Origin of the sequence: Novosphingobium sp. GV079 (genome assembly GCF_003058045.1) — a bacterium.
Taxonomy (GTDB): Bacteria; Pseudomonadota; Alphaproteobacteria; order Sphingomonadales; family Sphingomonadaceae; genus Novosphingobium; species Novosphingobium capsulatum.
Genome location: NZ_QBUE01000002.1, coordinates 176,541 through 198,924 on the forward strand (window position 1 = coordinate 176,541; position 22,384 = coordinate 198,924).

The following is a 22,384-nucleotide window of genomic DNA, read 5'->3' on the forward strand; positions in this document are numbered from 1 at the left end:
AGACGTGGCTGAACATACCGTCAAGGCATTCGACGAAGACATCACCCGCCTGCGTGGCCTGGTGGCGGAAATGGGCGGCCTGGCCGAACTTTCCATTACCGAGGCGATGGACGCCCTGGTCGGCGGGAACGAGGAACTGGCCACCAGCGTGATCGCGCGCGACAAGCGCATCGACCAGCTGGAAGGCGAGGTCGATCGCCTCGCCATCCGCGTGCTCGCCCTGCGCGCACCGATGGCCGACGACCTGCGCGAAGTGATCGCCGCGCTCAAGATCGCCGGCGTGATCGAACGGATTGGCGACTATGCCAAGAACATCGCCAAGCGCGTGGGCCACATCGAGGGGCGCAAGCGCTTCGAGCCGCTGACCCTGCTGCCGATCATGAACGAGCTGGCCAGCGACATGGTGCACGACGTGCTCACCGCCTATGCCGCGCGCGATGCCGTGGCCGCCGCCGAGATCGTGCGCCGCGATGCCAAGGTCGATGCGATCTATGACAGCGTGTTCCGCAATTTCGTGTCCTACATGGTGGAAAACCCGGCCACGATCAGCAGCGTCGCCCAGCTCATGTTCGTCGCCCGCAATATCGAGCGCATCGGCGACCAGGCGACCAATATTGCCGAAATCGTGCACTATGCGGCCACTGGCACCTACCTGCCCGAACGGGAAGACGTCATTCCGCCGGCATGATCGTGGCGGGCGCGTTATTCCCGCGCCGTTCGTCATGGCCACGTAACAATTGTCGTGCTTTCGCAAGGTTACGGTCAAGGTTCATCCCGGAGGTAATGCGTGTCTGCTCCCAAGCTGCTTCTCGTCGAAGACGACACCGCGCTGGCCGAACTCGTGGAATATCGCTTCCGCGGCGAAGGCTATGACGTGCGCAGCACCGACGATGGCGATGAAGCCCTGCTCCTGGCCGCCGAAGACACGCCCGATCTCGTGCTGCTCGATTGGATGATCGGTGGCACCAGCGGGATCGAGGTGTGCCGCCGCCTGCGCCGCAACAAGGCCACGGCCCATGTGCCGATCATCATGCTCACCGCGCGCAGCGACGAGGATGATCGCGTGCGCGGCCTGGAAACCGGCGCGGACGACTATGTCACCAAACCGTTCTCGCCACGCGAACTCATCGCCCGCGTCGGCGCCGTGCTGCGCCGCGTGCGCCCGGCGCTGGCCGGCGAAACCATTACCGTGGGCGACATGAGCCTCGATCCCACCGCGCACCGCGTCACCCGGCGCGGCCAGACGATCAAGATCGGCCCCACCGAGTTCCGCCTGCTCAAGCATTTCATGGAACATCCCGGCCGCGTGTTTTCGCGCGGGCAGTTGCTCGATGCGGTGTGGGGCAGCGGCAGCGACATCGAACTGCGCACGGTTGACGTACATATCCGCCGCCTGCGCCAGGCAATCGCCCTGCCCGGCGCGGCTGACCCTGTGCGCACCGTGCGCTCCGCCGGCTACGCCCTGGAAGGCGTCTAACCATCAAGATCCTCCCCCACACCGTGGGGGAGGTGGCAGCCCGCAGGGCTGACGGAGGGGGCATGTAAACCGCCGTCAGGCCAAAGCCGGCACCTGATGCGCCAGGAATTGCAGGCAGCGGCGCAGGCGCGGTGTCTGCCCCTGGCGCGGTTCGAACAGCGCCACCACCGGCAGCGCCGGCAGTTCCAGATCGGGCAGCACCGCCTCCAGCGCGCCGCTCTCCAGGTCTTCGGCCACTTCCCACAGCGAATGCAGCGCCACGCCGGCTCCATCAAGGGCCCAGGCGCGCGCCACGTCGGCATCGTTGGTGGCCAGTCCCGCCGGCAGCGCCAGCCCCTCGGGCAGGCCCTCACGCAGCACGGCGCCGGCTTCGTCCAGCACCACCACATGCTCGTGCCGGGCCAGATCGGCCACGGCTTGCGGCCGCCCGCGCCGCTCCAGATAGGATGGCGCGGCACACAGCACGCGCGGGTTGCTGCCCAAACGGCGGCAGATCAGCGACGACAGCGGCGGCGCGGCAAAGCTGATCACCAGATCGTGCCCGCTCTCCACCGGATTGGCGAGCGCGGGCACGCTATCCAGATGCACCGTCACGTCGGCATGGGCGCGGGCAAAGCGCTGCAACAACTCGCCCAGGCGGCGGCGGCCAAAGGCCAGGGTCGTTGCCACTTTCAGCGTGCCCGCCGGGCCAAAGGCGCGCGTGCGAATCACGGTTTCGGCCCGTTCCATGTCGGCCAGGGCCTGCCCGGCCTGGCGATAGAAGATTTCGCCTTCCTCGGTCAGCGAAAGGTGGCGGCTGTTGCGCCGGACCAGCGCCACGCCCAGGCGCGCCTCCAATTGGGCCAGGCGGCGGCTGACCACCGGCAGCGACAGGCCCAGGCGTACTGCCGCCTGCGACAGGCTACCCGCCTCGGCCACGCGGACGAATGAAACCAGTTCGGAATAACGATCTGCCATTAACCGAGGATAGGAAACGCGTATTGCGCCGCAATATGCCCAAGGTTGCAGAACTGTTTGAAATCGTTGCCCGCTGCCGGATTTGCGATGTAATGCCCTGATCCATCTGATGTTTTCAAAATCTGCAAGCCACGGTTGCCGGCCATGGGCATTCCCATTTCCCTGGCGCGTCGCAAAATGAAAGGGCGATGGCGTGCCATGGTGGTACCGCCGATGAGACACGGGAACCTGTCGATGGCCTTTGCATTCCCCTTTCGCAACGCCGCACCTGCCGCCGCGTATGGCGCCGAAGCGCCCCTGCGCTGGAACGATATCGAGGCGCTGCCGGTGCACTGCGCCGTGCTGGCCATGGCCGTGCTGGCCTGGCTGGCGATCAACGAAGAAGGGCAGACACTGCAACTGGCGCTTGCCAAGGTGATCGGTATTATCGGCTGCATCGCGCTGCGCCGGGCCTGGCTGGGCATGGATCGCCCCGATGACCCGGCGCCGCGCCCCTGATCAAAGGTTCAAACAGGCATGATCGTTGGCAAGACCCCGCGTATCCGCATGACGTTCGTGGCGGCGTGGAACACGCTGCTCGCCCTGTTCGTGTGGGATGTGGCGGTAACCGTCTTCTATTATTTCACGCCCTTCCCCGCCCCGGCCCTACCCTTGACGATCTTCGGCACCGGGCTGGCGCTGCTGCTGGGGTTCCGGGTCAATTCGGCCTATGCCCGCTGGTGGGAAGGCCGCATCGTGTGGGGCGCGATGACCAATGCCTCGCGCAGCCTGGCGCGCGCGGTGGGCGCCGCCCTGCCCGATCACGCGGCCGGCCAGGCCTTGCGCCATGACGTGGTGCGCCGCCACATCGCCTATGTCCACGTGCTGCGTCACCAGTTGCGCGGGCAAGACCCGGCCGAAAGCGCCCAGCGTGTGCTCGGCACCGCCGATATTCCCGAGCTGGCGCGGCGCAACCCAGCCAATGGCCTGCTCGAGGGCAACGGCATGCGCCTGGCCAATGCGCTGCGCCAGGGCTGGATCGATACCGTGCAGTTGAGCCGGATCGAGGCGATCATGGTCGATATCAGCAACGCCCAAGGCGCCATGGAGCGGCTGCGCAACACCCCGCTGCCCGCGCAATACCGCAGCTTCCCCACGTTCTTCACGCGCCTGTTTTGCGTGCTGCTGCCGATTGGCCTCGTCGAAACGCTGGGGCCGGCCACACCGCTGGGCTCGGCGCTGGCGGGCTTCATGTTCCTGGCCGCGCTGCAGATCGGCGATGATCTGGTCAATCCGTTTGCCAACACGATCCACGACGCCCCGCTGACCGCGATGTGCGCCACGATCGAATCCGATTGCAATGAAAGCCTGGGCCTGTCGCCCGTGCCAGTGGTTCAGCCCGAAGGCGGCATCCTCTGGTAAATCAGAGCCCGATCAGCGGCGAGATATCGAGGTCAGATGCCGTGACCCAGCCTTCGCGGAAGTTGGCATAGAGCACGGCAAAGACCACCGCCGATACTAGCGTTGCGCGCAAGGCCACCATGCCGGGCCGGAAATTGATCGGCGCGCTGGTGGCGTGGCCCACGGTGGGCCGCACCCCGGCATCATGCGGGGTGCGCAGGCCAAAGGGCAGCACGGCAAAGGCCGCCAGCACCCAGATCAGGGCATAGACCGCCAGCATCGAGCCAAAACGCATCGTTCTCTCCCTCTTACGCCGTGCGGCTGCTGCCGGCTTAACGCTCGCGCAGCAGCACCTGCACCACCGGCTTCTTGCCCGACCAGCGCTGCGCCGTGCGTCTTACCGCAAGCCGCACGCATTCGGCAACGGCCACCCGGTCGCGCTTGCGGTCGCCCTTGAGGGCTTTCAGCGCCTTGGACACGTCCTCGCGCGCCTCTTCCAGGAACGGCTCCATGTCCTCTTCCAGGGGCACGCCAATGCAGCCGATGTCCACGCCAGAGGCCTGCTTGCCTTCGGCGGTGACCGCCAGGGCCACGCTGACCAGGCCATTGTTGCCCAGCTTGCGCCGCGCGGCCATCGCCTCGCCATCGGCCGGGGCGATGATATCGCCATCCAGCACCAGGCGGCCATTGCGTTCGGTGCTGATCTTGACCGGCCCATTGGGGGCCAGGCGCACCAGATCGCCGTTCTTCTGCAGGATGGTCTTGGGAATGCCCTCGGCCTTGCCCAGCGCGGCCTGCTCGGCCATGTGGCGGATTTCGCCATGCACCGGCACCAGGATCTTGGGTCGCAGCCAATCATACAGCGCCATCAGTTCCGGCCGGCCCGGATGGCCCGAAACGTGGATCATCGATTGCTTGTCGGTGATCAGGCGCACGCCCTTTTCCACCAGCGCGTTCTGCACGCGGCCGATGGCCAGTTCGTTGCCGGGAATCTGGCGGCTGGAAAACACCACGGCATCGCCCGCTTCCAGCGAGATCGGATGCTGGCCGCCCGCGATCCGCGCCAGCGCGGCGCGCGCCTCACCCTGTCCGCCGGTGGCCAGGATCAGCACTTCGCCGCGCGGCAGGTCCATCGCCGCGTCCATGCTGATCGGATCGGGAAAATCCAGCAGATAGCCCGATGCCTGCGACACCTTGATGATGCGATCGAGCGAGCGCCCGGCCACGCACAGCTGCCGCCCGGTGGCCTCGGCCACTTCGGCCAGGGTCTGCAAGCGCGCCACGTTGGAGGCAAAGGTCGTCACCACCACGCGCCGGCCCTTGAGCTCGGCAATGGTTTCGAGCAGCCCGGCCCGCACCGCACCTTCCGAGCCGGACGGCTTGGGGTTGAACACGTTGGTGGAATCGCACACCAGCGCCAGCACGCCTTCGTCACCGATGGCAGTCAGCTCTTCCTCGGTGGCGGGCGTGCCCACGCGCGGCTCGTCGTCAAGCTTCCAGTCACCGGTGTGGAACACACGGCCATAGGGCGTGTCGATCACCAAGGCATTGCCCTCGGCGATCGAGTGCGCCAGCGGCACATAGCGGATGTCGAACGCGCCGAGCGAGAGGCTGCCCTCGTTCTGGATCACATTGAGTTCGACACTGTTCTCGATGCCGGCTTCCACCAGCTTTTCATGCACCAGGCGCGCGGTGAACGGCGTGGCATAGAGCGGCACGCCCAGTTCCTGCGCAAAATAGGGCACAGCACCGATATGATCCTCGTGCGCGTGGGTCAGGACAATGCCGAGCAGGTCCTTCTTGCGCGCTTCGATGAATTCCAGATCGGCAAAGACGAGTTCGACGCCGGGGTACCAGGGATCGGCAAAGGTCATGCCCAGGTCGACCATCAGCCACTTGCCGTCACACCCATAGAGGTTGACGTTCATCCCGATCTCGCCCGAACCACCAAGGGCGAGAAACAGCAATTCCTTTCCGGGCTTCACTCTTGTGTCCTGTTCTGGGCGGCCGCGATGGCGCGCTCTGCAAGCAAGGCCATGCCGTCCAACGTCAGGTCGGGGTCGACATGGTCAAAAATCCGCGTGTGGCGGTCAAACAATACGGCCAGCCCGCCCGTGGCAATCACCTTGGCCGGTTGGCCGATTTCGGCGCGCATCCGGGCGATCAGGCCTTCCATCATGGCAACATAGCCCCAGAACACGCCGATGTGCATCTGGTCTTCGGTGTTGCGCCCTATCACGCTTTCGCCCTGGCGCGGCACGGAAATGGCGATGCGCGGCAATTTCGCCGCCGCACTCACCAGCGCGTCGAGCGAGAGGTTGATCCCCGGCGCAATGATCCCGCCCTTGTAGGTGCCTTGTGGGTCTACCCAGTCAAACGTCGTCGCCGTACCGAAATCGATGATGATCAGGTGCTGCCCGGGATGGGCCGCATGGCCGGCAATCACGTTTAGCGCCCGGTCCGCGCCCAGCGAGCGCGGCTCGTCGACATCAGCGACAAAGCCCCATTCGGCCAGGCCCTGCCCCGCCACCAGCGCTTCCAGACCGAAATACTTGTCGGCCAGAACCTGCAGGTTGTGGAGCGCGCGCGGCACTACCGTGGAAATCACGATCTGGCGCACGGCATCGCGGGCAAAACCCTGGATCTGCATCAGTTGCAGCAGCCACACGGCGTATTCGTCGGCGGTGCGACGTGGATCGGTGGCCACGCGCCAGCGCGCGCGGATCGTGCGATCCTCGAACAGGGCAAACACCACGTTGGTATTGCCGACATCAACCGCCAGCAGCATTACGCATCTCCTTGGGCCGCTGGCGGTGCGGGATCGCCCACCAGATCGACATCGCCGGCATGAATCGCAAGGGTGCGGCCATCGGCCAGGCGCAACTGGGCCACGCCATCGGCATCGATGCCGGCAAAGGCGCCCATGATCAGGCCATGGTCGCGATCGTTTACGGAAACCAGCGTGCCACGCGGCACCGCCCGCTCTTCCCAGGCGCCGCGCAAGGCCGGCCACTGACCGCCATGCCAGGCTTCAAGCCGCGCCGCCCATGCACTTGCGAGGGCCGCGGCAAAGGCATCACGTGCCACCGCATGGCCCAGTGCGGCAAGGGAAACGGTCTGCCGCCCCGGCACATCGGGCGCGGCGGCGAGGTTCACGCCGATGCCCACCACCACGGTCTGGCCCACCCGTTCCAGCAGGATACCCGCCAGCTTGGCCTGGCCCACCAGCAAATCATTGGGCCACTTCAGGTACAGCCCGGGCAGCCCCGGCGCCATGCTGGCGACGGCATCCCACAGCGCCAAGCCAGCAACCAGCGCCAATGTCTGCGGCGCGGTTTCATGGGCCGCCAGTTGCACGGCGGTAGAGCCCATGAAGTTGCCGAACCCATCGCTCCACACTCGGCCCGATCGCCCGCGCCCGGCGCTCTGCCGATCGGCGATCAGCCAGTGCCCCTCCAAAAGGCAATCCCCTCCACCAGCGCGCGCCACAAGGGCCGCGTTGGTGGAGGGGATTTCTTTTACGTATTCGAGCAAGAGCGGCTCAGGCCACGTGGAACAGCGCGGCTGCCGCATTGCCGGCAAGCACGTGCAGCCAGTTGGTCAGCAGGTAGCCCAGCGGCGAAATGAACAGCGTGGCCACCACCAGCAACACGGTATGGGCGAGTTCGCTCTTGCCCGTCACCTTGTCGGTCGCCTCATCAAAGTAAAGCACCTTGACGACCTTGAGGTAGTAGAACGCGCCGATCACCGAGGCAGCGATACCGATCGCGGCCAGCGCCAGCAGATTGGCCTGCACGGCCGCCTGGAACACCACAAACTTGCCCCAGAAACCGAACAGCGGCGGGATACCGGCCAGGCTGAACATGACCGCAGCCAGCGCTGCGGCCAGGCCCGGGCGCGTCTTCGACAGGCCGGCCATGTCGGAAATCGCTTCCACCGGCTCGCCATCGGCGTCCTTGAGCATCAGCACGGCGACAAAGCCCGCCACCGACATCGCCACGTAGATCGCCAGGTAAACCAGCATCGCGGCCGCGCCCGGCTGGTTGGCACAGGCCAGGCCGATCAGCATGAAGCCAACGTTGTTGATCGACGAATAGGCCATCAGGCGCTTGATGTTGTTCTGCCCGATCGCACCCAGCGCGCCGATCACGATCGACAGCAGCGCGGCAAAGATCACGATCTGCTGCCAGGCGTGGACCTGGGTGCCGAATGCTTCGAGGCTGACACGCATCAGCAGCGTGAGCGCAGCGACCTTGGGCGCCGTGGCAAAGAAGGTCGTCACCGGGGTCGGCGCGCCTTCGTAAACGTCGGGCGTCCACATGTGGAACGGCGCGGCGCTGATCTTGAACGCCAGGCCAGCCAGCACGAAGACCACGCCAAAAGTGGCGCCGGTGGACAGGCCATGGCTGAGCGCCAGGCGAATGCCTTCAAAGCTGGTCGTGCCGGTGAAGCCATAGGTCAGGCTGACGCCATAGAGCAGGATGCCCGAGGCGAGCGAGCCCAGCACGAAGTACTTGAGGCCCGATTCTGCCGAGCGTTCGTCGCTGCGCAGCATGGAAGCCAGCACATACGAAGCAAGGCTGTTGAGTTCGAGACCGATATACAGCGCGAGAAGATCGCCGGCCGACACCATGATCCCCATGCCCAGCGCGGCAAACAGCACCAGCAGCGGAAATTCCGCGCGCATGCCGCGCACGCGTTCAAAGAACGCAGGCGCCACGATCAGCGTCACGCTGGCACCGGCATAGATCAGCAGCTTGGCAAAGGCGGCAAAGGCATCGGCATGATACTGGCCGGCAAAGGCCGTCACCGCCGGGCCCATCGCCGAACCACACAGCGCGGGCGCGGCGATCAGGGCGCAGACGGTCAGGACCGCCACCGACAGGATCGAGATCAGGCGCGAAGCCTTGTCACCGGCCCAGGCCGCCACCAGCAGCAGGATCAGGCCGGAAATGCTGAGCACTTCCTCGGCCAGGGTGATCTGGAGAGAGCGAAGCAGTTCCATCAGTGCGCCTCCCCGTGCGCGGCTTCTTCATGGGCAGCGGCACCAACCGGCTGGGCCACCCCGAGTTTCAGTTGCGCGTCGCCCTTGGGCTTGGCCGGGGCCACGCGCGCTTCAAGCGCGGCGATATCCTTGCGCATCGGCGCCAGGAAGCTTTCCGGATAGACGCCCATCCACAGCACCACGGCGGCCAGCGGCACCATCATCGCCCACTCGCGCTTGTCGAGATCGAGCATGGCGGCAGCGTCGGCGTTCTTCTGGTCGCCAAAGATCACGCGGCGATAGAGGTAGAGCATATAGGCCGCACCCAGGATGATCCCGGTGGTGCACACCAGCGCCACCCAGCTGCTTTCGGCATAAACGCCCATCAGCGAGAGGAATTCACCCACGAACCCGCTGGTGCCCGGCAGGCCGATCGAGGCCATGGTGAACAGCAGCATGAACAGGGCGTAGTACGGCATGTTAATGGCAAGGCCGCCGTAGCGCGTGATTTCACGGGTATGCAGGCGATCATAGATCACGCCCACGCCCAGGAACAGCGCGCCAGCCACCAGGCCGTGGCTGAGCATGATCAGCATCGAGCCTTCGAGACCCTGCGTGTTGAACGCGAAGAGACCGATGGTCACGATCGCCATGTGCGCGACCGAGGAATAGGCGATCAGCTTCTTGATGTCCTGCTGGACCAGCGCGATCAGCGAGGTGATCACCACGGCCGCCATCGACAGGCCCCACACCAGCGGCGCGAACTGCGCCGAGGCTTCGGGGAACATCGGCAGCGAGAAGCGGATGAAGCCGTAGCCACCCATCTTGAGCAACACGCCCGCCAGGATCACCGAGCCGGCGGTGGGTGCCTGCACGTGCGCGTCGGGCAGCCAGGTGTGCACCGGCCACATCGGCATCTTCACCGCAAAGCTGGCAAAGAACGCAAGCCACAGCCAAGTCTGCGCATGGACCGGGAAGTTGTAGGCCATCAGCGTCGGGATGTCGCTGGTGCCCGCCACGTTGACCATCCAGAACATCGCGATCAGCATCAGCACCGAGCCGAGCAGCGTGTAGAGGAAGAACTTGTAGCTGGCGTAGATGCGATCCGCCCCGCCCCAGATGCCGATGATCAGATACATCGGGATCAGGCCGGCTTCGAACATGATGTAGAACAGGAACAGATCCTGCGCGGTGAAGACGCCGATCATCAGCGTCTCCATCAGCAGGAACGCCGCGTAGTATTCACCGGCGCGCTTCTCGATCGAGTTCCAGCTGGCGCCGATGCAGATCGGCATGAGGAACACGGTCAGTGCGATCAGCAGCAGGGCGATGCCATCGATGCCCAGCTTCCATTCAAAGCCGGAGAAGAGCGCGGCCCGCTCCTGGAACTGCCACTGTGCGCCGCCCACATCGAAGTGCATCCACAGGACAACACCCAGGACGAAATCGATGAGCGTGGCGATCAGCGCGATCAGGCGGGCCTGCTCGCGGTTGGCCTTGAGGACCAGGCCGGCGCCGACGAGCGGCACCAGCAGCATGAGCGAAAGGATCGGAAAGCCGGTCATTGTGCGATCACCCAGCTGATCGCGCCGACGAGACCGACGAGCATGACCAGCGCATAGCTGTAGAGATATCCGGACTGGAGCTTGACCGCCCCGCGGCTGCCCTGCGCCACCAGCCAGGCAGCGCCGTTCGGGCCAAAGCGATCAATGATCCCGATATCACCCACCTTCCAGAATACGCGGCCGAGCCACAGCGCGGGGCGCACGAAGATGAAGTGATAGAGTTCGTCGAAGTACCACTTGTTGAGCAGGAAGCGGTAGAGGAAGCCGAACTGGTTCACGAAAGCCGCCGGGAACGCCGGGTTCACGACATAGGCATAAGTCGCGATCAGGAAGCCGGTGACCATCACCGCGAACGGCGACCACTTCACCCAGGTCGGCACCTGGTGCGCGGCGTGGATCAGATGCTCGCTGTAAACCAGCGCGCCCTTCCAGAACTCACCCGTCCCTTCGCTGATGAACGCGTGTGCGAACACCCAACCTGCGAAGATGGCGCCGAGCGACAGCACGACCAGCGGCACCAGCATGACCAGCGGGCTTTCGTGCGGATGATAGCCCGCCGTGCCGTCGCTGTGTTCGTCATGGTGATGATGATCGTGGCCATGCGCGTGGGCGTGATCATGCCCATGATCGCCGTGGCCATGCGCATCGTGCACGGCATGCTGGATATGCTCCGACTGTTCCCAGCGCGGCTTGCCGAAGAAGGTCAGATAGACCAGGCGCCACGAATAGAAGCTGGTGAGCAACGCGGCGAACACGCCCATGAAGAAGGCAAAGTGTCCGAGTTCGGTGCCCTTGGCCCAAGCGGCCTCGATGATCGCATCCTTCGAGAAGAAACCGGCGAAACCGATCTCGAATGCACCGACCCCTGTAATGGCCAGCGTGCCGGCCATCATGGCGAAGAAGGTCAGCGGGATCTTCTTCCGCAGGCCACCGTAATAGCGCATGTCCTGTTCGTGGTGCATGGCATGGATCACCGAGCCGGCACCCAGGAACAGCAGCGCCTTGAAGAAGGCGTGCGTGAACAGGTGGAACATCGCCGCGCCATAGGCGCCAACGCCGGCGGCAAAGAACATGTAGCCGAGCTGCGAGCAGGTCGAATAGGCGATCACGCGCTTGATGTCGGTCTGCGTCGTGCCGATCGTGGCGGCAAAGAAGCAGGTCATCGCGCCGATGAAGGTGACGAAGCTGGTCGCCGTCGGGCTCAGTTCGAACAGCGGCGACAGGCGGCAAACCATGAACACGCCGGCGGTCACCATGGTGGCCGCGTGGATCAGCGCCGATACCGGGGTCGGGCCTTCCATGGCGTCAGGCAACCAGGTGTGCAGGCCGAGCTGCGCCGACTTGCCCATCGCGCCGATGAACAGCAGGATGCAGATCACCGTGGCGGTATCGAGGCGATAGCCCAGGAAACCGATGGTCGAGCCCGAAAGGACGGCTGGCGCATCGTGCAGGATCTGTGGGATCGACACGGTGTGGAACACCAGGAACGTCGCAAAGATGCCCATCATGAAGCCAAGGTCGCCCACGCGGTTGACCACGAAGGCCTTCATCGCGGCGGCATTGGCGCTGGGCTTGCGGAACCAGAAGCCGATCAGGAGGTACGAGGCCAGGCCCACGCCTTCCCAGCCGAAGAACATCTGCACCAGGTTGTCGGCCGTCACCAGCATCAACATGGCAAAGGTGAACAGCGACAGATAGGCGAAGAAGCGCGGCTGATCGGGTTCCTCGCTCATGTACCCCCAGGAATAGAGGTGCACGAGGAACGAGACGGTGGTGATCACCACCAGCATGATCGCGGTGAGCGTATCGACGCGCAGCGCCCAGAGGAAATCGAGATCGCCCGACTTCACCCAGTGCAGCACCGGCGTAACGCTCGCTTCGGCATGGCCGCCCAGGAACGAGAGGAAGATCGGCCACGACAGCGCGCAGGAAAAGAACAGCGCGCCGGTGGTGATCACCTTCGACGGGATCAGGCCCAGTTTCTTGTTGCCAAGGCCGGCAACGATCGCTGCCAGAAGCGGCAGGAAGACGATGACGTTGATGGACGACATGGGTTCAGCCCTTCATCCGGTTGACGTCGTCGACGGCAATCGTGCCGCGGCCACGGAAGTAGATGACAAGAATGGCAAGACCGATCGCCGCTTCGCCCGCTGCCACCGTGAGCACGAACATCGCGAAGATCTGGCCGACCAGATCATGCAGGAAGACGCTGAAAGCGACCAGGTTGAGGTTCACCGACAGCAGGATCAGCTCGATCGACATCAGCAGAATGATGACGTTCTTGCGGTTGAGGAAAATCCCCAGCACGCCGAGCACGAACAGGATCGCGCTGACGAAGACATAATGTTCGATGCCGATCATCAGAGCGTTACCCCCTTCCCGACTTCCGGCTGAAGATTGATGGTCGCCTCTTCCGGACGGCGCGAGATCTGGCTGCTCGGCTTCTGGCCGCGCACATCGCCACGCTGGCGATGGGTCAGCACGATGGCGCCGATCATGGCCACCAGCAGGATGATGCCAGCGGTTTCGAACAGGAAGAGATAGCGCGAATAGAGCAGCGCCCCGATGGCCGCCGTGTTGGACAGCCCCGCCACAGGCGCAGTCGCCGCATCAGGCGTACCCAGCACCAGGCCACCGGCCTTGTAGGCGCCCACGCCCATGACCAGTTCGGCCAGGAACACGAAAGCCAGGGCAAAGCCCAGCGGGAAGTTCTTGATGAAGCCGGCCCGCAGCTGCGCGAAGTCGATGTCGAGCATCATGACGACGAACAGGAAAAGCACCGCGACCGCGCCGACATAGACGATCACCAGCAGCATCGCGATAAACTCGGCGCCGATCAGGATCATGAGGCCAGCAGCGTTGAAGAACGCCAGGATCAGCCAGAGCACCGAGTGCACCGGATTGCGGGCGAGAATGGTCACCGCGCCCGAAAAGATCGTAAGCGTGGCAAAGAGATAAAAGGCAATTGCCTGGATCATGACGCGCGCCCCTTACCGGTACGGTGCATCGGCTTCAAGGTTCGCGGCAATCGCCCGCTCCCACTTGTCCCCGTTCGCCAGAAGCTTGGCCTTGTCGTAGAGCAGTTCTTCGCGCGTTTCGGTCGCGTATTCGAAGTTGGGCCCCTCGACGATGGCATCGACCGGGCATGCTTCCTGGCAAAAGCCGCAGAAGATGCACTTGGTCATGTCGATATCATATCGCGTGGTGCGGCGGCTGCCGTCCTCGCGCGGTTGCGCCTCGATCGTGATCGCCTGCGCCGGGCACACCGCTTCGCACAGCTTGCACGCGATGCAGCGTTCCTCGCCGTTGGGATAACGGCGCAGGGCGTGTTCACCACGGAAGCGCGGCGAGATCGGGTTCTTCTCGAACGGGTAGTTCACGGTCGCCTTGGGCCTGAAGAAATACTTCAGGGTCAGCCAGTGCGCTTTCACGAACTCCCAGAGGGTGAAGCTCTTGACGAGCTGTCCGACAGTCATGCGAAGTGTCCGGTAGCCATGAGGTAGCCGCTGACGAGGAACACGAACAGCAGCGAGACGGGCAGGAAGATCTTCCAGCCAAGGCGCATCAGTTGGTCATAACGGTAACGGGGCACCGTCGCCTTGACCCAGCTGAAGACGAAGAAGCCGAAAGCGATCTTGAGGATCAGCCAGATCCAACCAGGGATCAGGTAGAGGACCGCCAGTTCCACCGGCGGCAGGTAACCGCCCCAGAACAGCGTGGCGTTGAGCGCGCACATCAACAGCACGTTGCCGTATTCACCCAGCCAGAACAGGGCGAAGGCCATCGACGAATATTCGGTCTGATAGCCGGCGACGAGTTCGCTTTCCGCTTCGGTCAGGTCGAACGGCGCGCGCTGGGTTTCGGCCATGCTGGAGATGAGGAACATCACCCACATCGGGAACAGCAGCGGACTGCACCAGAAACCGTTGATGAAGCCAAAGCCGAAGCCGTGCTGCGCCTTGACGATATCGTTGAGATTGAACGAGTTGGCCCACAGCACCACGCAGACCAGGATGAAGCCGATCGAGACTTCATAGCTGATCATCTGGGCCGATGCGCGCATCGCCGAGAAGAACGGGTACTTCGAGTTGGACGACCAACCCGCGATGACGATGCCGTAAACCCCGAGCGACGAGATCGCGAGGATATAGAGCAGGCCGACGTTGATGTTGGCCAGGATCGCGCCCGAATTGAACGGGATCACCGCCCAGGCCAGCAGCGCCACCGTGAAAGTGATGATCGGCGCGATCAGGAACAGGCCCTTGTTCGCCGCCGAAGGAATGATGGTTTCCTGCAGGAACACCTTCAGGCCGTCGGCAAACGACTGAAGAATGCCGAACGGGCCCACCACGTTGGGGCCACGGCGCAGTGCCATCGATGCCCAGACCTTGCGGTCGACATAGATGACCATGGCCACCGCCAGCATCACCGGCAGCGCGATCAGCAGGATTCCGCAGATCGTGGAAATGGTCCAGGCCGCCGCGAAGGGCAGGCCAAGGCCTTGAAAGAACGCAGTCATTCCGCGGCCTCCGCCTGAAGTTCACCGTGGAGCAGTTCGCTCGAGCAGCGCTGCAGCGTGGGGCTGGCGCGGCCGATGGCGTTGGTCAGATAGGGATCGGCGATCGGATAGGCGATCGTCCCGGTGCAATCCGCGCTGGCCGGAGCCGTGGGAAGCGCGCCGTAATCGGCCAGACCTTCGACGCCCAGTGCCGGCACCGCCGCGATCATTGCCGCGCGCAGCTGTTCAAAGCTGTCGAACCCGACATTGACGCCAAAGGCATCGGCCAGCGCGCGCAGGATCGTCCAGTCTTCGCGCGCTTCGCCCGGGGCGAACACGGCGCGTTCGGCAAACTGCACACGGCCTTCGGTGTTGACGTAAGTGCCGTCCTTTTCGCTGAACGCAGCGGCAGGCAGGATCACGTCGGCGGCATGGGCCGCCTTGTCGCCGTGATGGCCGATGTGGACGATCATGCTGTCGGCAAACTTGGTCCAGTCAACCTCGTCCGCGCCCAGCGAGATGACCATCTTGGGCTTGGCCGCCACGAGATCAGCCAGGCCGCCCGGCTGGGCATAACCCAGCATCAGGCCGCCCATGCGCGCTGCCGCCATGTGCAGCACGTTGAAGCCGTTCCAGCCATCGCGCACCAGGTTGAAGCGCTCGGCAAAGCCCAGGCCCGCTTCCAGCGCGCCCTTGGCCAGGCCAGCACCGCCGATGATAATCGCCGGCTTGTTTGCCGCGCCAAACGCGTCGGCCACTTCGGCCGGCAGGTTGGCCAGCGTGGCAGCATCGTCGCCCAGGAACGTGGCGGGGAACGTGGTGTCCCACACCGGACCGATCACGAATACCTTGGCGCCGCGCTTCACGGCCTTGCGCAGGCGCGTATTGAGCAGCGGCGCTTCGTTGCGGATCTGGCTGCCCACGATCAGGATCGCATCAGCGTCCTCGATGCCGGCCAGGGTCGAGTTGAACGCCACGGCCGCCAAGCTCGACGTGGTGTACGCCATGCCGGTCTGCCGCCCTTCGAGCAGCGAGGAACCGAGCGCGCCCGCCAGGGACTTGGCGGCAAACATCGTTTCGCAATCGACCAGGTCACCGGCAACCACCGCAACCGACGGACCGGGATTGATCGAGGCAACCGCGGCAAAGGCTTCGGCCCAGGTCGCGGCAACCAGCTTGCCATCGCGGCGCAGCCACGGACGGTCCAGGCGGCGGCGGGTCAGGCCATCGACCATGAAGCGGCCACGGTCGGCCAGCCATTCCTCGTTCACGTCATCGTTGACGCGCGGCAGGATGCGCAGCACTTCGCGGCCACGGCTGTCGAGGCGGATATTGGCGCCGATCGCGTCGGACACGTCGATCGACAGCGTCTTCTTCAGCTCCCACGGGCGCGCTTCGAACGCATAGGGCTTGCTGGTCAGCGCGCCGACCGGGCACAGGTCGATCACGTTGGCCGAAAGCTCGTGCTTGGCGGCCTTTTCCAGATAGGTGCTGATCTGCATGGTTTCGCCGCGATAGAGCGCGCCGATTTCGTCCACGCCGGCGATCTCTTCCGAGAACCGCACGCAGCGGGTGCAGTGGATGCAGCGCGTCATCGTCGTCTTGATGAGCGGGCCCATGTACTTCTCGGTCACGGCACGCTTGTGCTCGTGATAGCGCGAGCCGCCACGGCCATAGGCCACCGACTGGTCCTGCAGGTCGCATTCGCCGCCCTGGTCGCAGATCGGGCAATCGAGCGGGTGGTTGATGAGGAGGAACTCCATCACCCCTTCCCGCGCCTTCTTGACCATTTCGCTGTCGGTGCGGATTTCCTGGCCTTCGCTGGCCGGAAGCGCGCACGAAGCCTGCGGCTTGGGCGGCCCAGGCTTCACTTCGACCAGGCACATGCGGCAGTTGCCGGCAATGCTCAGCCGCTCGTGATAGCAGAAGCGGGGGATTTCCTTGCCGGCGAGTTCGCAGGCCTGGAGCACGGTGGCCCCGGCCGGAACTTCGAGTTCGACGCCGTCTACTTTGACCTTGGGCATTATTCTGCTGCCTCCCGAACGTCGGCGCGCGCGGCGATGCGACGTTCGATTTCGGGGCGGAAGTGGCGGATCAGGCCCTGGATCGGCCAGGCGGCCGCGTCACCCAGGGCGCAGATGGTGTGGCCTTCGACCTGCTTGGTCACGTTGAAGAGCATGTCGATCTCTTCCACGTCAGCATCGCCGGTGCGCAGGCGCTCCATCACGCGCCACATCCAGCCGGTGCCTTCGCGGCAGGGCGTGCACTGGCCGCAGCTTTCGTGCTTGTAGAAGTACGAAAGGCGGCTGATCGCGCGAACGATGTCGGTAGACTTGTCCATGACGATGATCGCCGCAGTGCCCAGGCCCGAGCCCAGCGCGCGCAGGCCGTCAAAGTCCATCGGCGCATCCATGATCTCGGCGGCCGGCACCAGCGGCACCGACGAACCACCCGGGATCACGGCCAGGAGGTTGTCCCAACCGCCGCGAATGCCGCCGCAATGCTTTTCGATCAGCTCGCGGAACGGGATCGACATCTCTTCCTCGACCACGCAGGGCTTGTCGACGTGCCCGCTGATCTGGAACAGCTTGGTGCCCTTGTTGTTCTCACGGCCAAAGCTGGAGAACCAGCCCGCGCCACGGCGCAGGATGGTGGGGGCAACCGCGATCGACTCCACGTTGTTCACCGTGGTCGGGCAGCCATAGAGGCCGGCGCCGGCCGGGAACGGCGGCTTGAGACGGGGCTGGCCCTTCTTGCCTTCGAGCGATTCGATCATCGCGGTTTCTTCGCCGCAGATGTAGGCGCCCGCGCCGCGGTGGACGAAGACATCGAAGTCATAGCCCGAACCGGCGGCGTTCTTGCCGAGCAAGCCCGCGTCATAGGCTTCAGCCACGGCGGCAAACAGCGTTTCGGCTTCGCGGATATATTCACCGCGAATGTAGATATAGGCCGCGCGTGCGCCCATCGCGAAACCGGCGACCAGCGCGCCTTCGATCAGCTTGTGCGGATCGTGGCGGATGATTTCGCGGTCCTTGCACGAACCCGGTTCGGATTCGTCGGCGTTGATCACCAGAAAGCTGGGGCGGCCATCCTTGGATTCCTTGGGCATGAACGACCACTTCATGCCGGTGGGGAAGCCCGCACCGCCACGGCCACGCAGGCCGGAGTCCTTCATTTCCTGGATGATCGCGTCACGGCCGCGCGCGATCAGGTCCTTGGTGTTGTCCCAATCGCCGCGCGCCTGGGCGGCAGCCAGGTTCCACGGCTGATAGCCGTAGAGATTGGTGAAGATGCGATCCTTGTCGGCAAGGGCCATGGCTTACCACTCCCCTCGATAATCGTGGTTTTCGGAAACCATCGCCGTCAGCGAGGTCGGCCCACCCACCGGTTCCACGGTGTGGCGGCCCGGCTCTTGCGTGCCGGTCTTGGGCTGGCGCCCGGCAGCGAGTTCGTCGAGGATATGCTCGATCCGCTCGGCCGTCAGGTCTTCATAGTTGTCGTCGTTGATCTGCACCATCGGCGCCGACGAGCAGTTGCCCATGCATTCCACTTCGGTCAGCGTGAACAGACCATCAGCAGTGGTGTGGCCCTTCTTCATGCCCTTGGCCTTGCAGGAGGCGAGGATGTCGTCAGACCCGCGCAGCATGCACGGCGTGGTGCCGCAGACCTGCACGTGGAACCGGCCGATCGGCGCGATGTTGTACATCGTGTAGAAGGTGGCCACTTCGAGCACGCGGATGATCGGCATGTCGAGCTGCGCGGCGACGTATTCCATCACCGGCAGCGGCAGCCAGCCCTGCGTGTTCTCTTCGGCGCCAACCTGGCGCTGCGCCAGGTCGAGCAGCGGCATCACCGCAGAACGCTGGCGCCCGGCGGGATAGCGCGCGATGATTTCCTTGGCCTTGGTCGCGTTCTCGGGCGTCCAGGCAAAGCCGCCCCAGCGCGCACGCAGCGCGGGGCTATCGGGTTCGGGATGACGATCAGCCATTAGCGAATGAACTCCACGCGTGCGCACTTGCCATCGACGAAGCTGTAGACGGCAATCACGTCAAACGGCTCGGCAGCGGCAGAGCGCCAGACGCGCTCGTGAAACACCACATAATTGCCCAGCTCGTTCGCCCCGATCACCTCGGCGCGGTTTTCCGGAAACTCGGCAAACATCTTCTTGAGGCCCTGGCGGGTGCCTTCCTTGCCGTCGCGCACCACGGCGCCGCGATAGCCCGCTTCGCAGGCATCGTCGGTCATGTAGCTGACGTAGGTGTCGGCATCCTGGGCGTTGTAGGCCGCGATCATGGCCGTGGCGATCTGGGTCAAACCAGCCATGTCAAAGCCCCCTGCGCCGGCGGGCGCGGTTGAACCACAGCCCCTGGCCAAAATGGAACAGTTCGAAACCGCCCACCGCGCTTGCCAGCATGGCCAGGCTTTCCGGCGCCTTGCCGGTCACGCCCAGGGCAATGAACCAGGCCACGGCGAGGACCAGCCCAGTCAGGCAGGCGAGGATCGAAACCTGATCGATCTGCGCGCGGCTCACCGGTCGCACTCCCCGAACACCACGTCGATCGCGCCCAGGATGGCGGTCGCGTCGGGCAGCATGTGGCCCTTGGACATGAAGTCCATCGCCTGGAGATGCGAGAACGCGGTCGGGCGGATCTTGCAGCGATAGGGCTTGTTGGTGCCGTCAGAGACCAGGTACACGCCGAATTCGCCCTTGGGGCTTTCGGTGGCGACATAGACTTCGCCGGCCGGCACGTGGAACCCTTCGGTGTAGAGCTTGAAGTGATGGATCAGGCTTTCCATCGAGCTCTTCATCTCGGCGCGCTTGGGCGGCATCACCTTGCGGTCGTCGCTGTGCACCGGGCCTTCGGGCATCTGCGCCAGGCACTGCTTCATGATCCGGGCCGACTGGCGCACTTCTTCCACGCGCACCATCATGCGGTCATAGCAATCGCCCCGCGTGCCCACCGGAATATCGAATTCCATGCGGTCATAGACGTCATAGGGCTGCGCCTTGCGGATATCCCAGGGGATGCCCGAACCACGGATCATCGGGCCGGAAAAGCCCCAGCGCACCGCATCGTCCTTGCTCACCACGGCGATATCGACGTTGCGCTGCTTGAAGATGCGGTTGTCGACCACCAGGCTCATCGCGTCGTCGAACAGCTGCGGCAGGCGCGTATCGAGCCAGTCGGCCATGTCGGTCAACAGCTTGAGCGGCACGTCCTGGTGCACGCCGCCGGGGCGGAACCAAGCCGAGTGCATGCGCGCGCCCGATGCGCGTTCGAAGAACGTGAGGCAATCCTCGCGGATTTCGAACAGCCACAGGTTCGGCGTCATCGCCCCCACGTCCATGACGTGCGAACCGATGTTGAGCATGTGGTTGCAGATGCGGGTCAGCTCGGCAAACAGCACGCGCAGATACTGCGCGCGCAGCGGCACGGCGATGTTGAGCAGCTTTTCCACGGCGAGCACGTAGGAGTGCTCCATCGCCAGCGGCGAGCAGTAGTCCAGGCGGTCGAAATACGGCAGCGCCTGGAGATAGGTCTTGTGCTCGATCAGCTTTTCCGTGCCGCGATGCAGCAGGCCAACGTGCGGATCGATCCGCTCGATGATTTCGCCGTCCAGCTCCATCACCATGCGCAGCACGCCATGCGCGGCCGGGTGCTGCGGGCCGAAGTTGATCGTGTAGTTGGTGATGACCTCGTCACCCGTGGTGGGCGACTGTTCGAGCGAGAAGCTCATGCCTTGTCTCCCGAGGGCTTGGTCGCTTCCTTGTTGGCCGCCGCACCAGCGCCGGTATGCGCCGGCGTCGGCGTGTCCTTGGGCGTGGCCACCGGTGCAGGCGCGGCAGCTTGCGCTGCCTTCTCGTCACCGGGCAGCACGTAGTCGGCGCCTTCCCACGGGCTCATGAAGTCGAACTGGCGCAGGTCCTGGGCCAGGCGCACGGGCTCATAGACCACGCGCTGGTCTTCCTCGGAATAGCGCAGCTCGACATAGCCGGTCAGCGGGAAGTCCTTGCGGAACGGGTGTCCCTGGAAGCCATAGTCGGTGAGGATGCGGCGCAGATCGGGGTTGCCCGCGAACAGCACGCCATACATGTCGTAGACTTCGCGCTCCAGCCAGCCCGCCACCGGCCACAGCGTGGTGGCGGTGGGAACCGGGATGGACTCGTCGGTCCGCACCTTCACGATCAGGCGATGGTTGCGGGTCAGCGAGAGGAGGCAATAGACCACCTCGAAACGGTCGAGCCGCTGCGGATAGTCCGCCCCGGCGATTTCCATCAGCTGCTGGTATTCGTGCTCGTCACGCAGGGTGCGCAGCACGTCCTGGATGCGCTCGCGCACGACCAGCAGGACGATTTCGCCGTGCTCTTCCTTCGCCTCGATCACCAGATCGCCCAGCGCGGTGGCGAGCGTGTCCTTCACCCCGTCGAAGGGGGCATAGCGCGGTGCGGAATGCAGAATGGCCATGTGCCCTACCCTCTCAACGCTCAAGCGTGCCGATGCGGCGGATCTTCCGCTGCAACTGCATCACGCCATAGAGCAGCGCCTCGGCAGTCGGCGGGCAACCCGGCACATAGATATCCACCGGCACGATGCGGTCACAGCCGCGCACCACCGAATAGCTGTAGTGGTAATAGCCACCACCATTGGCGCACGAACCCATCGAGATGACGTACTTGGGGTCCGACATCTGGTCGTAGACCTTGCGCAGCGCCGGGGCCATCTTGTTGCACAGCGTGCCGGCCACGATCATCACGTCCGACTGGCGCGGCGAAGCGCGCGGGGCAACGCCGAACCGCTCCATGTCATAGCGCGGCATGTTGACGTGGATCATTTCCACGGCGCAGCATGCCAGGCCAAAGGTCATCCACCAGAGCGAGCCGGTGCGCGCCCACTGGAACAGTTCCTCGGTCGAGGTGACGAGAAAGCCCTTGTCCGAAACCTCGGCGTTGATGCTTTCGAAGAATGCCTGGTCGGGCGCCAGGATCGGCGAGCCAGCGACCGGCGAGACAGCGGGGGTAGTAGCCATGTCGTTCATTCCCAATCCAGTGCGCCCTTCTTCCAGGCATAGATGAAGCCCAGCACCAGTTCAGCCAGGAAGACCATCATGGTCGCCCAGCCGGCCCAACCGGTCTGCTTGAGGCTCACCGCCCAGGGAAACAGGAACGCTGCTTCCAGGTCGAAGATAATGAACAGGATCGCCACGAGATAGAACCGCACGTCGAACTGGCTGCGCGGGTCTTCAAAGGCGGGGAACCCGCACTCATATTCGGCCAGCTTGTCCGCCGTGGGATTGTGGGTGCCCGTCAGACGGGCTGCCCCCATCGGCAAAAACACGAAGGCCGTGGAAAGCGCGAGCGCGATCCCGAGGAAAATCAGGATCGGCAGATATTGGATGAGGTCGACCAAGGGGCTGACTCGCGATGGAATGCACTTGGCACGGGGCACTAGTCCTGCCTTGGCCCATGCGCAAGTGGGGTGCAGCGCAATAAAGGGGGTTGACCCCACCCATTTGGGCAAGAT

The 22,384-nt window shown here is 64.4% G+C and carries 26 protein-coding genes; 4 read left to right on the forward strand and 22 right to left on the reverse strand.

Translation table 11 applies throughout. From position 1 onward, the window contains the following. The first annotated feature begins 4 nt into the window (after positions 1–4). Entirely contained in the window at positions 5–688 is a 684-nt protein-coding gene (gene phoU / locus C8K14_RS02705; protein WP_022676279.1) for a phosphate signaling complex protein PhoU, read from the forward strand. A 99-nt stretch (positions 689–787) separates the two neighbouring features. Then, entirely contained in the window at positions 788–1,477 is a 690-nt protein-coding gene (gene phoB / locus C8K14_RS02710; RefSeq protein WP_022676280.1) for a phosphate regulon transcriptional regulator PhoB, read from the forward strand. Positions 1,478–1,552: 75 nt separating this feature from the next. Here the strand turns inward: phoB and C8K14_RS02715 are convergent, their stop codons facing one another. Both C8K14_RS02715 and C8K14_RS22320 read right to left on the reverse strand, forming a co-directional pair. Then, complete coding sequence (locus C8K14_RS02715; RefSeq protein ID WP_107715614.1) at positions 1,553–2,434, reverse strand: LysR family transcriptional regulator; 882 nt, start codon at positions 2,432–2,434, stop codon at positions 1,553–1,555. Beyond that, positions 2,434–2,580 (reverse strand): hypothetical protein, encoded by a 147-nt coding sequence (locus C8K14_RS22320; protein WP_158271855.1) that lies wholly within the window; start codon positions 2,578–2,580, stop codon positions 2,434–2,436. Before C8K14_RS22320 ends, C8K14_RS02715 begins: the two co-directional genes overlap by 1 nt. Before the next feature lie 88 nt (positions 2,581–2,668). On the opposite strand from C8K14_RS22320, the gene C8K14_RS02720 reads away from it, so the two are divergent. Then, positions 2,669–2,932 carry a hypothetical protein gene (locus C8K14_RS02720; protein WP_022676283.1) on the forward strand — a complete coding sequence of 88 codons (264 nt, stop codon included), beginning with the start codon at positions 2,669–2,671 and terminating at the stop codon, positions 2,930–2,932. An 18-nt stretch (positions 2,933–2,950) separates the two neighbouring features. Further along, on the forward strand, positions 2,951–3,835 hold the full coding sequence (locus C8K14_RS02725; RefSeq protein WP_107715615.1) for a bestrophin family protein: 885 nt from the start codon (positions 2,951–2,953) through the stop codon (positions 3,833–3,835). A 1-nt stretch (position 3,836) separates the two neighbouring features. Here C8K14_RS02725 and C8K14_RS02730 read toward each other — a convergent pair whose 3' ends face one another. Genes C8K14_RS02730 through ndhC form a run of 20 tightly spaced genes read right to left on the reverse strand, consistent with a single transcriptional unit; the run spans position 3,837 to position 22,270 of the window. Further along, positions 3,837–4,109, reverse strand: a complete 273-nt coding sequence (locus C8K14_RS02730) for a DUF1467 family protein (RefSeq protein WP_054132231.1) — start codon at positions 4,107–4,109, stop codon at positions 3,837–3,839. A gap of 37 nt (positions 4,110–4,146) precedes the next feature. After that, positions 4,147–5,742 (reverse strand): ribonuclease J, encoded by a 1,596-nt coding sequence (locus C8K14_RS02735; protein WP_369974033.1) that lies wholly within the window; start codon positions 5,740–5,742, stop codon positions 4,147–4,149. Positions 5,743–5,795: 53 nt separating this feature from the next. Then, positions 5,796–6,602, reverse strand: a complete 807-nt coding sequence (locus tag C8K14_RS02740) for a type III pantothenate kinase (RefSeq protein WP_022676287.1) — start codon at positions 6,600–6,602, stop codon at positions 5,796–5,798. Beyond that, positions 6,602–7,387: a biotin--[acetyl-CoA-carboxylase] ligase gene (locus C8K14_RS02745; RefSeq protein ID WP_107715617.1), complete on the reverse strand. Its 786-nt coding sequence runs from the start codon at positions 7,385–7,387 to the stop codon at positions 6,602–6,604. Before C8K14_RS02745 ends, C8K14_RS02740 begins: the two co-directional genes overlap by 1 nt. Further along, complete coding sequence (gene nuoN, locus C8K14_RS02750) at positions 7,356–8,819, reverse strand: NADH-quinone oxidoreductase subunit NuoN (RefSeq protein WP_107715618.1); 1,464 nt, start codon at positions 8,817–8,819, stop codon at positions 7,356–7,358. The genes C8K14_RS02745 and nuoN overlap by 32 nt, the downstream gene beginning before the upstream one ends. Next, positions 8,819–10,363 carry an NADH-quinone oxidoreductase subunit M gene (locus C8K14_RS02755; RefSeq protein ID WP_022676290.1) on the reverse strand — a complete coding sequence of 515 codons (1,545 nt, stop codon included), beginning with the start codon at positions 10,361–10,363 and terminating at the stop codon, positions 8,819–8,821. The genes nuoN and C8K14_RS02755 overlap by 1 nt, the downstream gene beginning before the upstream one ends. After that, positions 10,360–12,414 (reverse strand): NADH-quinone oxidoreductase subunit L, encoded by a 2,055-nt coding sequence (gene nuoL / locus C8K14_RS02760; RefSeq protein ID WP_054132228.1) that lies wholly within the window; start codon positions 12,412–12,414, stop codon positions 10,360–10,362. The genes C8K14_RS02755 and nuoL overlap by 4 nt, the downstream gene beginning before the upstream one ends. A 4-nt stretch (positions 12,415–12,418) precedes the next feature. Continuing rightward, positions 12,419–12,724: an NADH-quinone oxidoreductase subunit NuoK gene (gene nuoK, locus C8K14_RS02765; protein ID WP_022676292.1), complete on the reverse strand. Its 306-nt coding sequence runs from the start codon at positions 12,722–12,724 to the stop codon at positions 12,419–12,421. Then, the gene (locus tag C8K14_RS02770; RefSeq protein ID WP_022676293.1) at positions 12,724–13,341 is read right to left on the reverse strand and encodes an NADH-quinone oxidoreductase subunit J; all 618 of its coding nucleotides are present in this window, start codon (positions 13,339–13,341) and stop codon (positions 12,724–12,726) included. The genes nuoK and C8K14_RS02770 overlap by 1 nt, the downstream gene beginning before the upstream one ends. Positions 13,342–13,353: 12 nt before the next feature. Next, a complete protein-coding gene (gene nuoI / locus C8K14_RS02775) occupies positions 13,354–13,839 on the reverse strand; it encodes an NADH-quinone oxidoreductase subunit NuoI (RefSeq protein ID WP_022676294.1) in 486 nt (161 codons plus the stop codon). Beyond that, on the reverse strand, positions 13,836–14,882 hold the full coding sequence (nuoH, locus tag C8K14_RS02780) for an NADH-quinone oxidoreductase subunit NuoH (protein ID WP_022676295.1): 1,047 nt from the start codon (positions 14,880–14,882) through the stop codon (positions 13,836–13,838). The genes nuoI and nuoH overlap by 4 nt, the downstream gene beginning before the upstream one ends. Then, positions 14,879–16,885 carry an NADH-quinone oxidoreductase subunit NuoG gene (gene nuoG / locus C8K14_RS02785; RefSeq protein WP_107715619.1) on the reverse strand — a complete coding sequence of 669 codons (2,007 nt, stop codon included), beginning with the start codon at positions 16,883–16,885 and terminating at the stop codon, positions 14,879–14,881. The genes nuoH and nuoG overlap by 4 nt, the downstream gene beginning before the upstream one ends. Further along, positions 16,885–18,177: an NADH-quinone oxidoreductase subunit NuoF gene (gene nuoF / locus C8K14_RS02790; protein ID WP_054132226.1), complete on the reverse strand. Its 1,293-nt coding sequence runs from the start codon at positions 18,175–18,177 to the stop codon at positions 16,885–16,887. Before nuoF ends, nuoG begins: the two co-directional genes overlap by 1 nt. Positions 18,178–18,180: 3 nt before the next feature. Further along, positions 18,181–18,849, reverse strand: a complete 669-nt coding sequence (locus C8K14_RS02795; RefSeq protein WP_107715620.1) for an NAD(P)H-dependent oxidoreductase subunit E — start codon at positions 18,847–18,849, stop codon at positions 18,181–18,183. Further along, complete coding sequence (locus C8K14_RS02800) at positions 18,849–19,184, reverse strand: nuclear transport factor 2 family protein (RefSeq protein ID WP_062782116.1); 336 nt, start codon at positions 19,182–19,184, stop codon at positions 18,849–18,851. The genes C8K14_RS02795 and C8K14_RS02800 overlap by 1 nt, the downstream gene beginning before the upstream one ends. Position 19,185: 1 nt before the next feature. Continuing rightward, positions 19,186–19,392 (reverse strand): hypothetical protein, encoded by a 207-nt coding sequence (locus C8K14_RS02805; RefSeq protein WP_022676300.1) that lies wholly within the window; start codon positions 19,390–19,392, stop codon positions 19,186–19,188. Further along, positions 19,389–20,600, reverse strand: a complete 1,212-nt coding sequence (locus tag C8K14_RS02810) for an NADH-quinone oxidoreductase subunit D (RefSeq protein ID WP_022676301.1) — start codon at positions 20,598–20,600, stop codon at positions 19,389–19,391. The genes C8K14_RS02805 and C8K14_RS02810 overlap by 4 nt, the downstream gene beginning before the upstream one ends. Then, positions 20,597–21,328, reverse strand: a complete 732-nt coding sequence (locus C8K14_RS02815) for an NADH-quinone oxidoreductase subunit C (protein ID WP_107715621.1) — start codon at positions 21,326–21,328, stop codon at positions 20,597–20,599. The genes C8K14_RS02810 and C8K14_RS02815 overlap by 4 nt, the downstream gene beginning before the upstream one ends. Before the next feature lie 13 nt (positions 21,329–21,341). Next, positions 21,342–21,899: an NADH-quinone oxidoreductase subunit B family protein gene (locus C8K14_RS02820; RefSeq protein ID WP_107715622.1), complete on the reverse strand. Its 558-nt coding sequence runs from the start codon at positions 21,897–21,899 to the stop codon at positions 21,342–21,344. After that, positions 21,896–22,270, reverse strand: a complete 375-nt coding sequence (gene ndhC / locus C8K14_RS02825) for an NADH-quinone oxidoreductase subunit A (protein ID WP_022676304.1) — start codon at positions 22,268–22,270, stop codon at positions 21,896–21,898. The genes C8K14_RS02820 and ndhC overlap by 4 nt, the downstream gene beginning before the upstream one ends. Between the last annotated feature and the right edge of the window lie 114 nt (positions 22,271–22,384).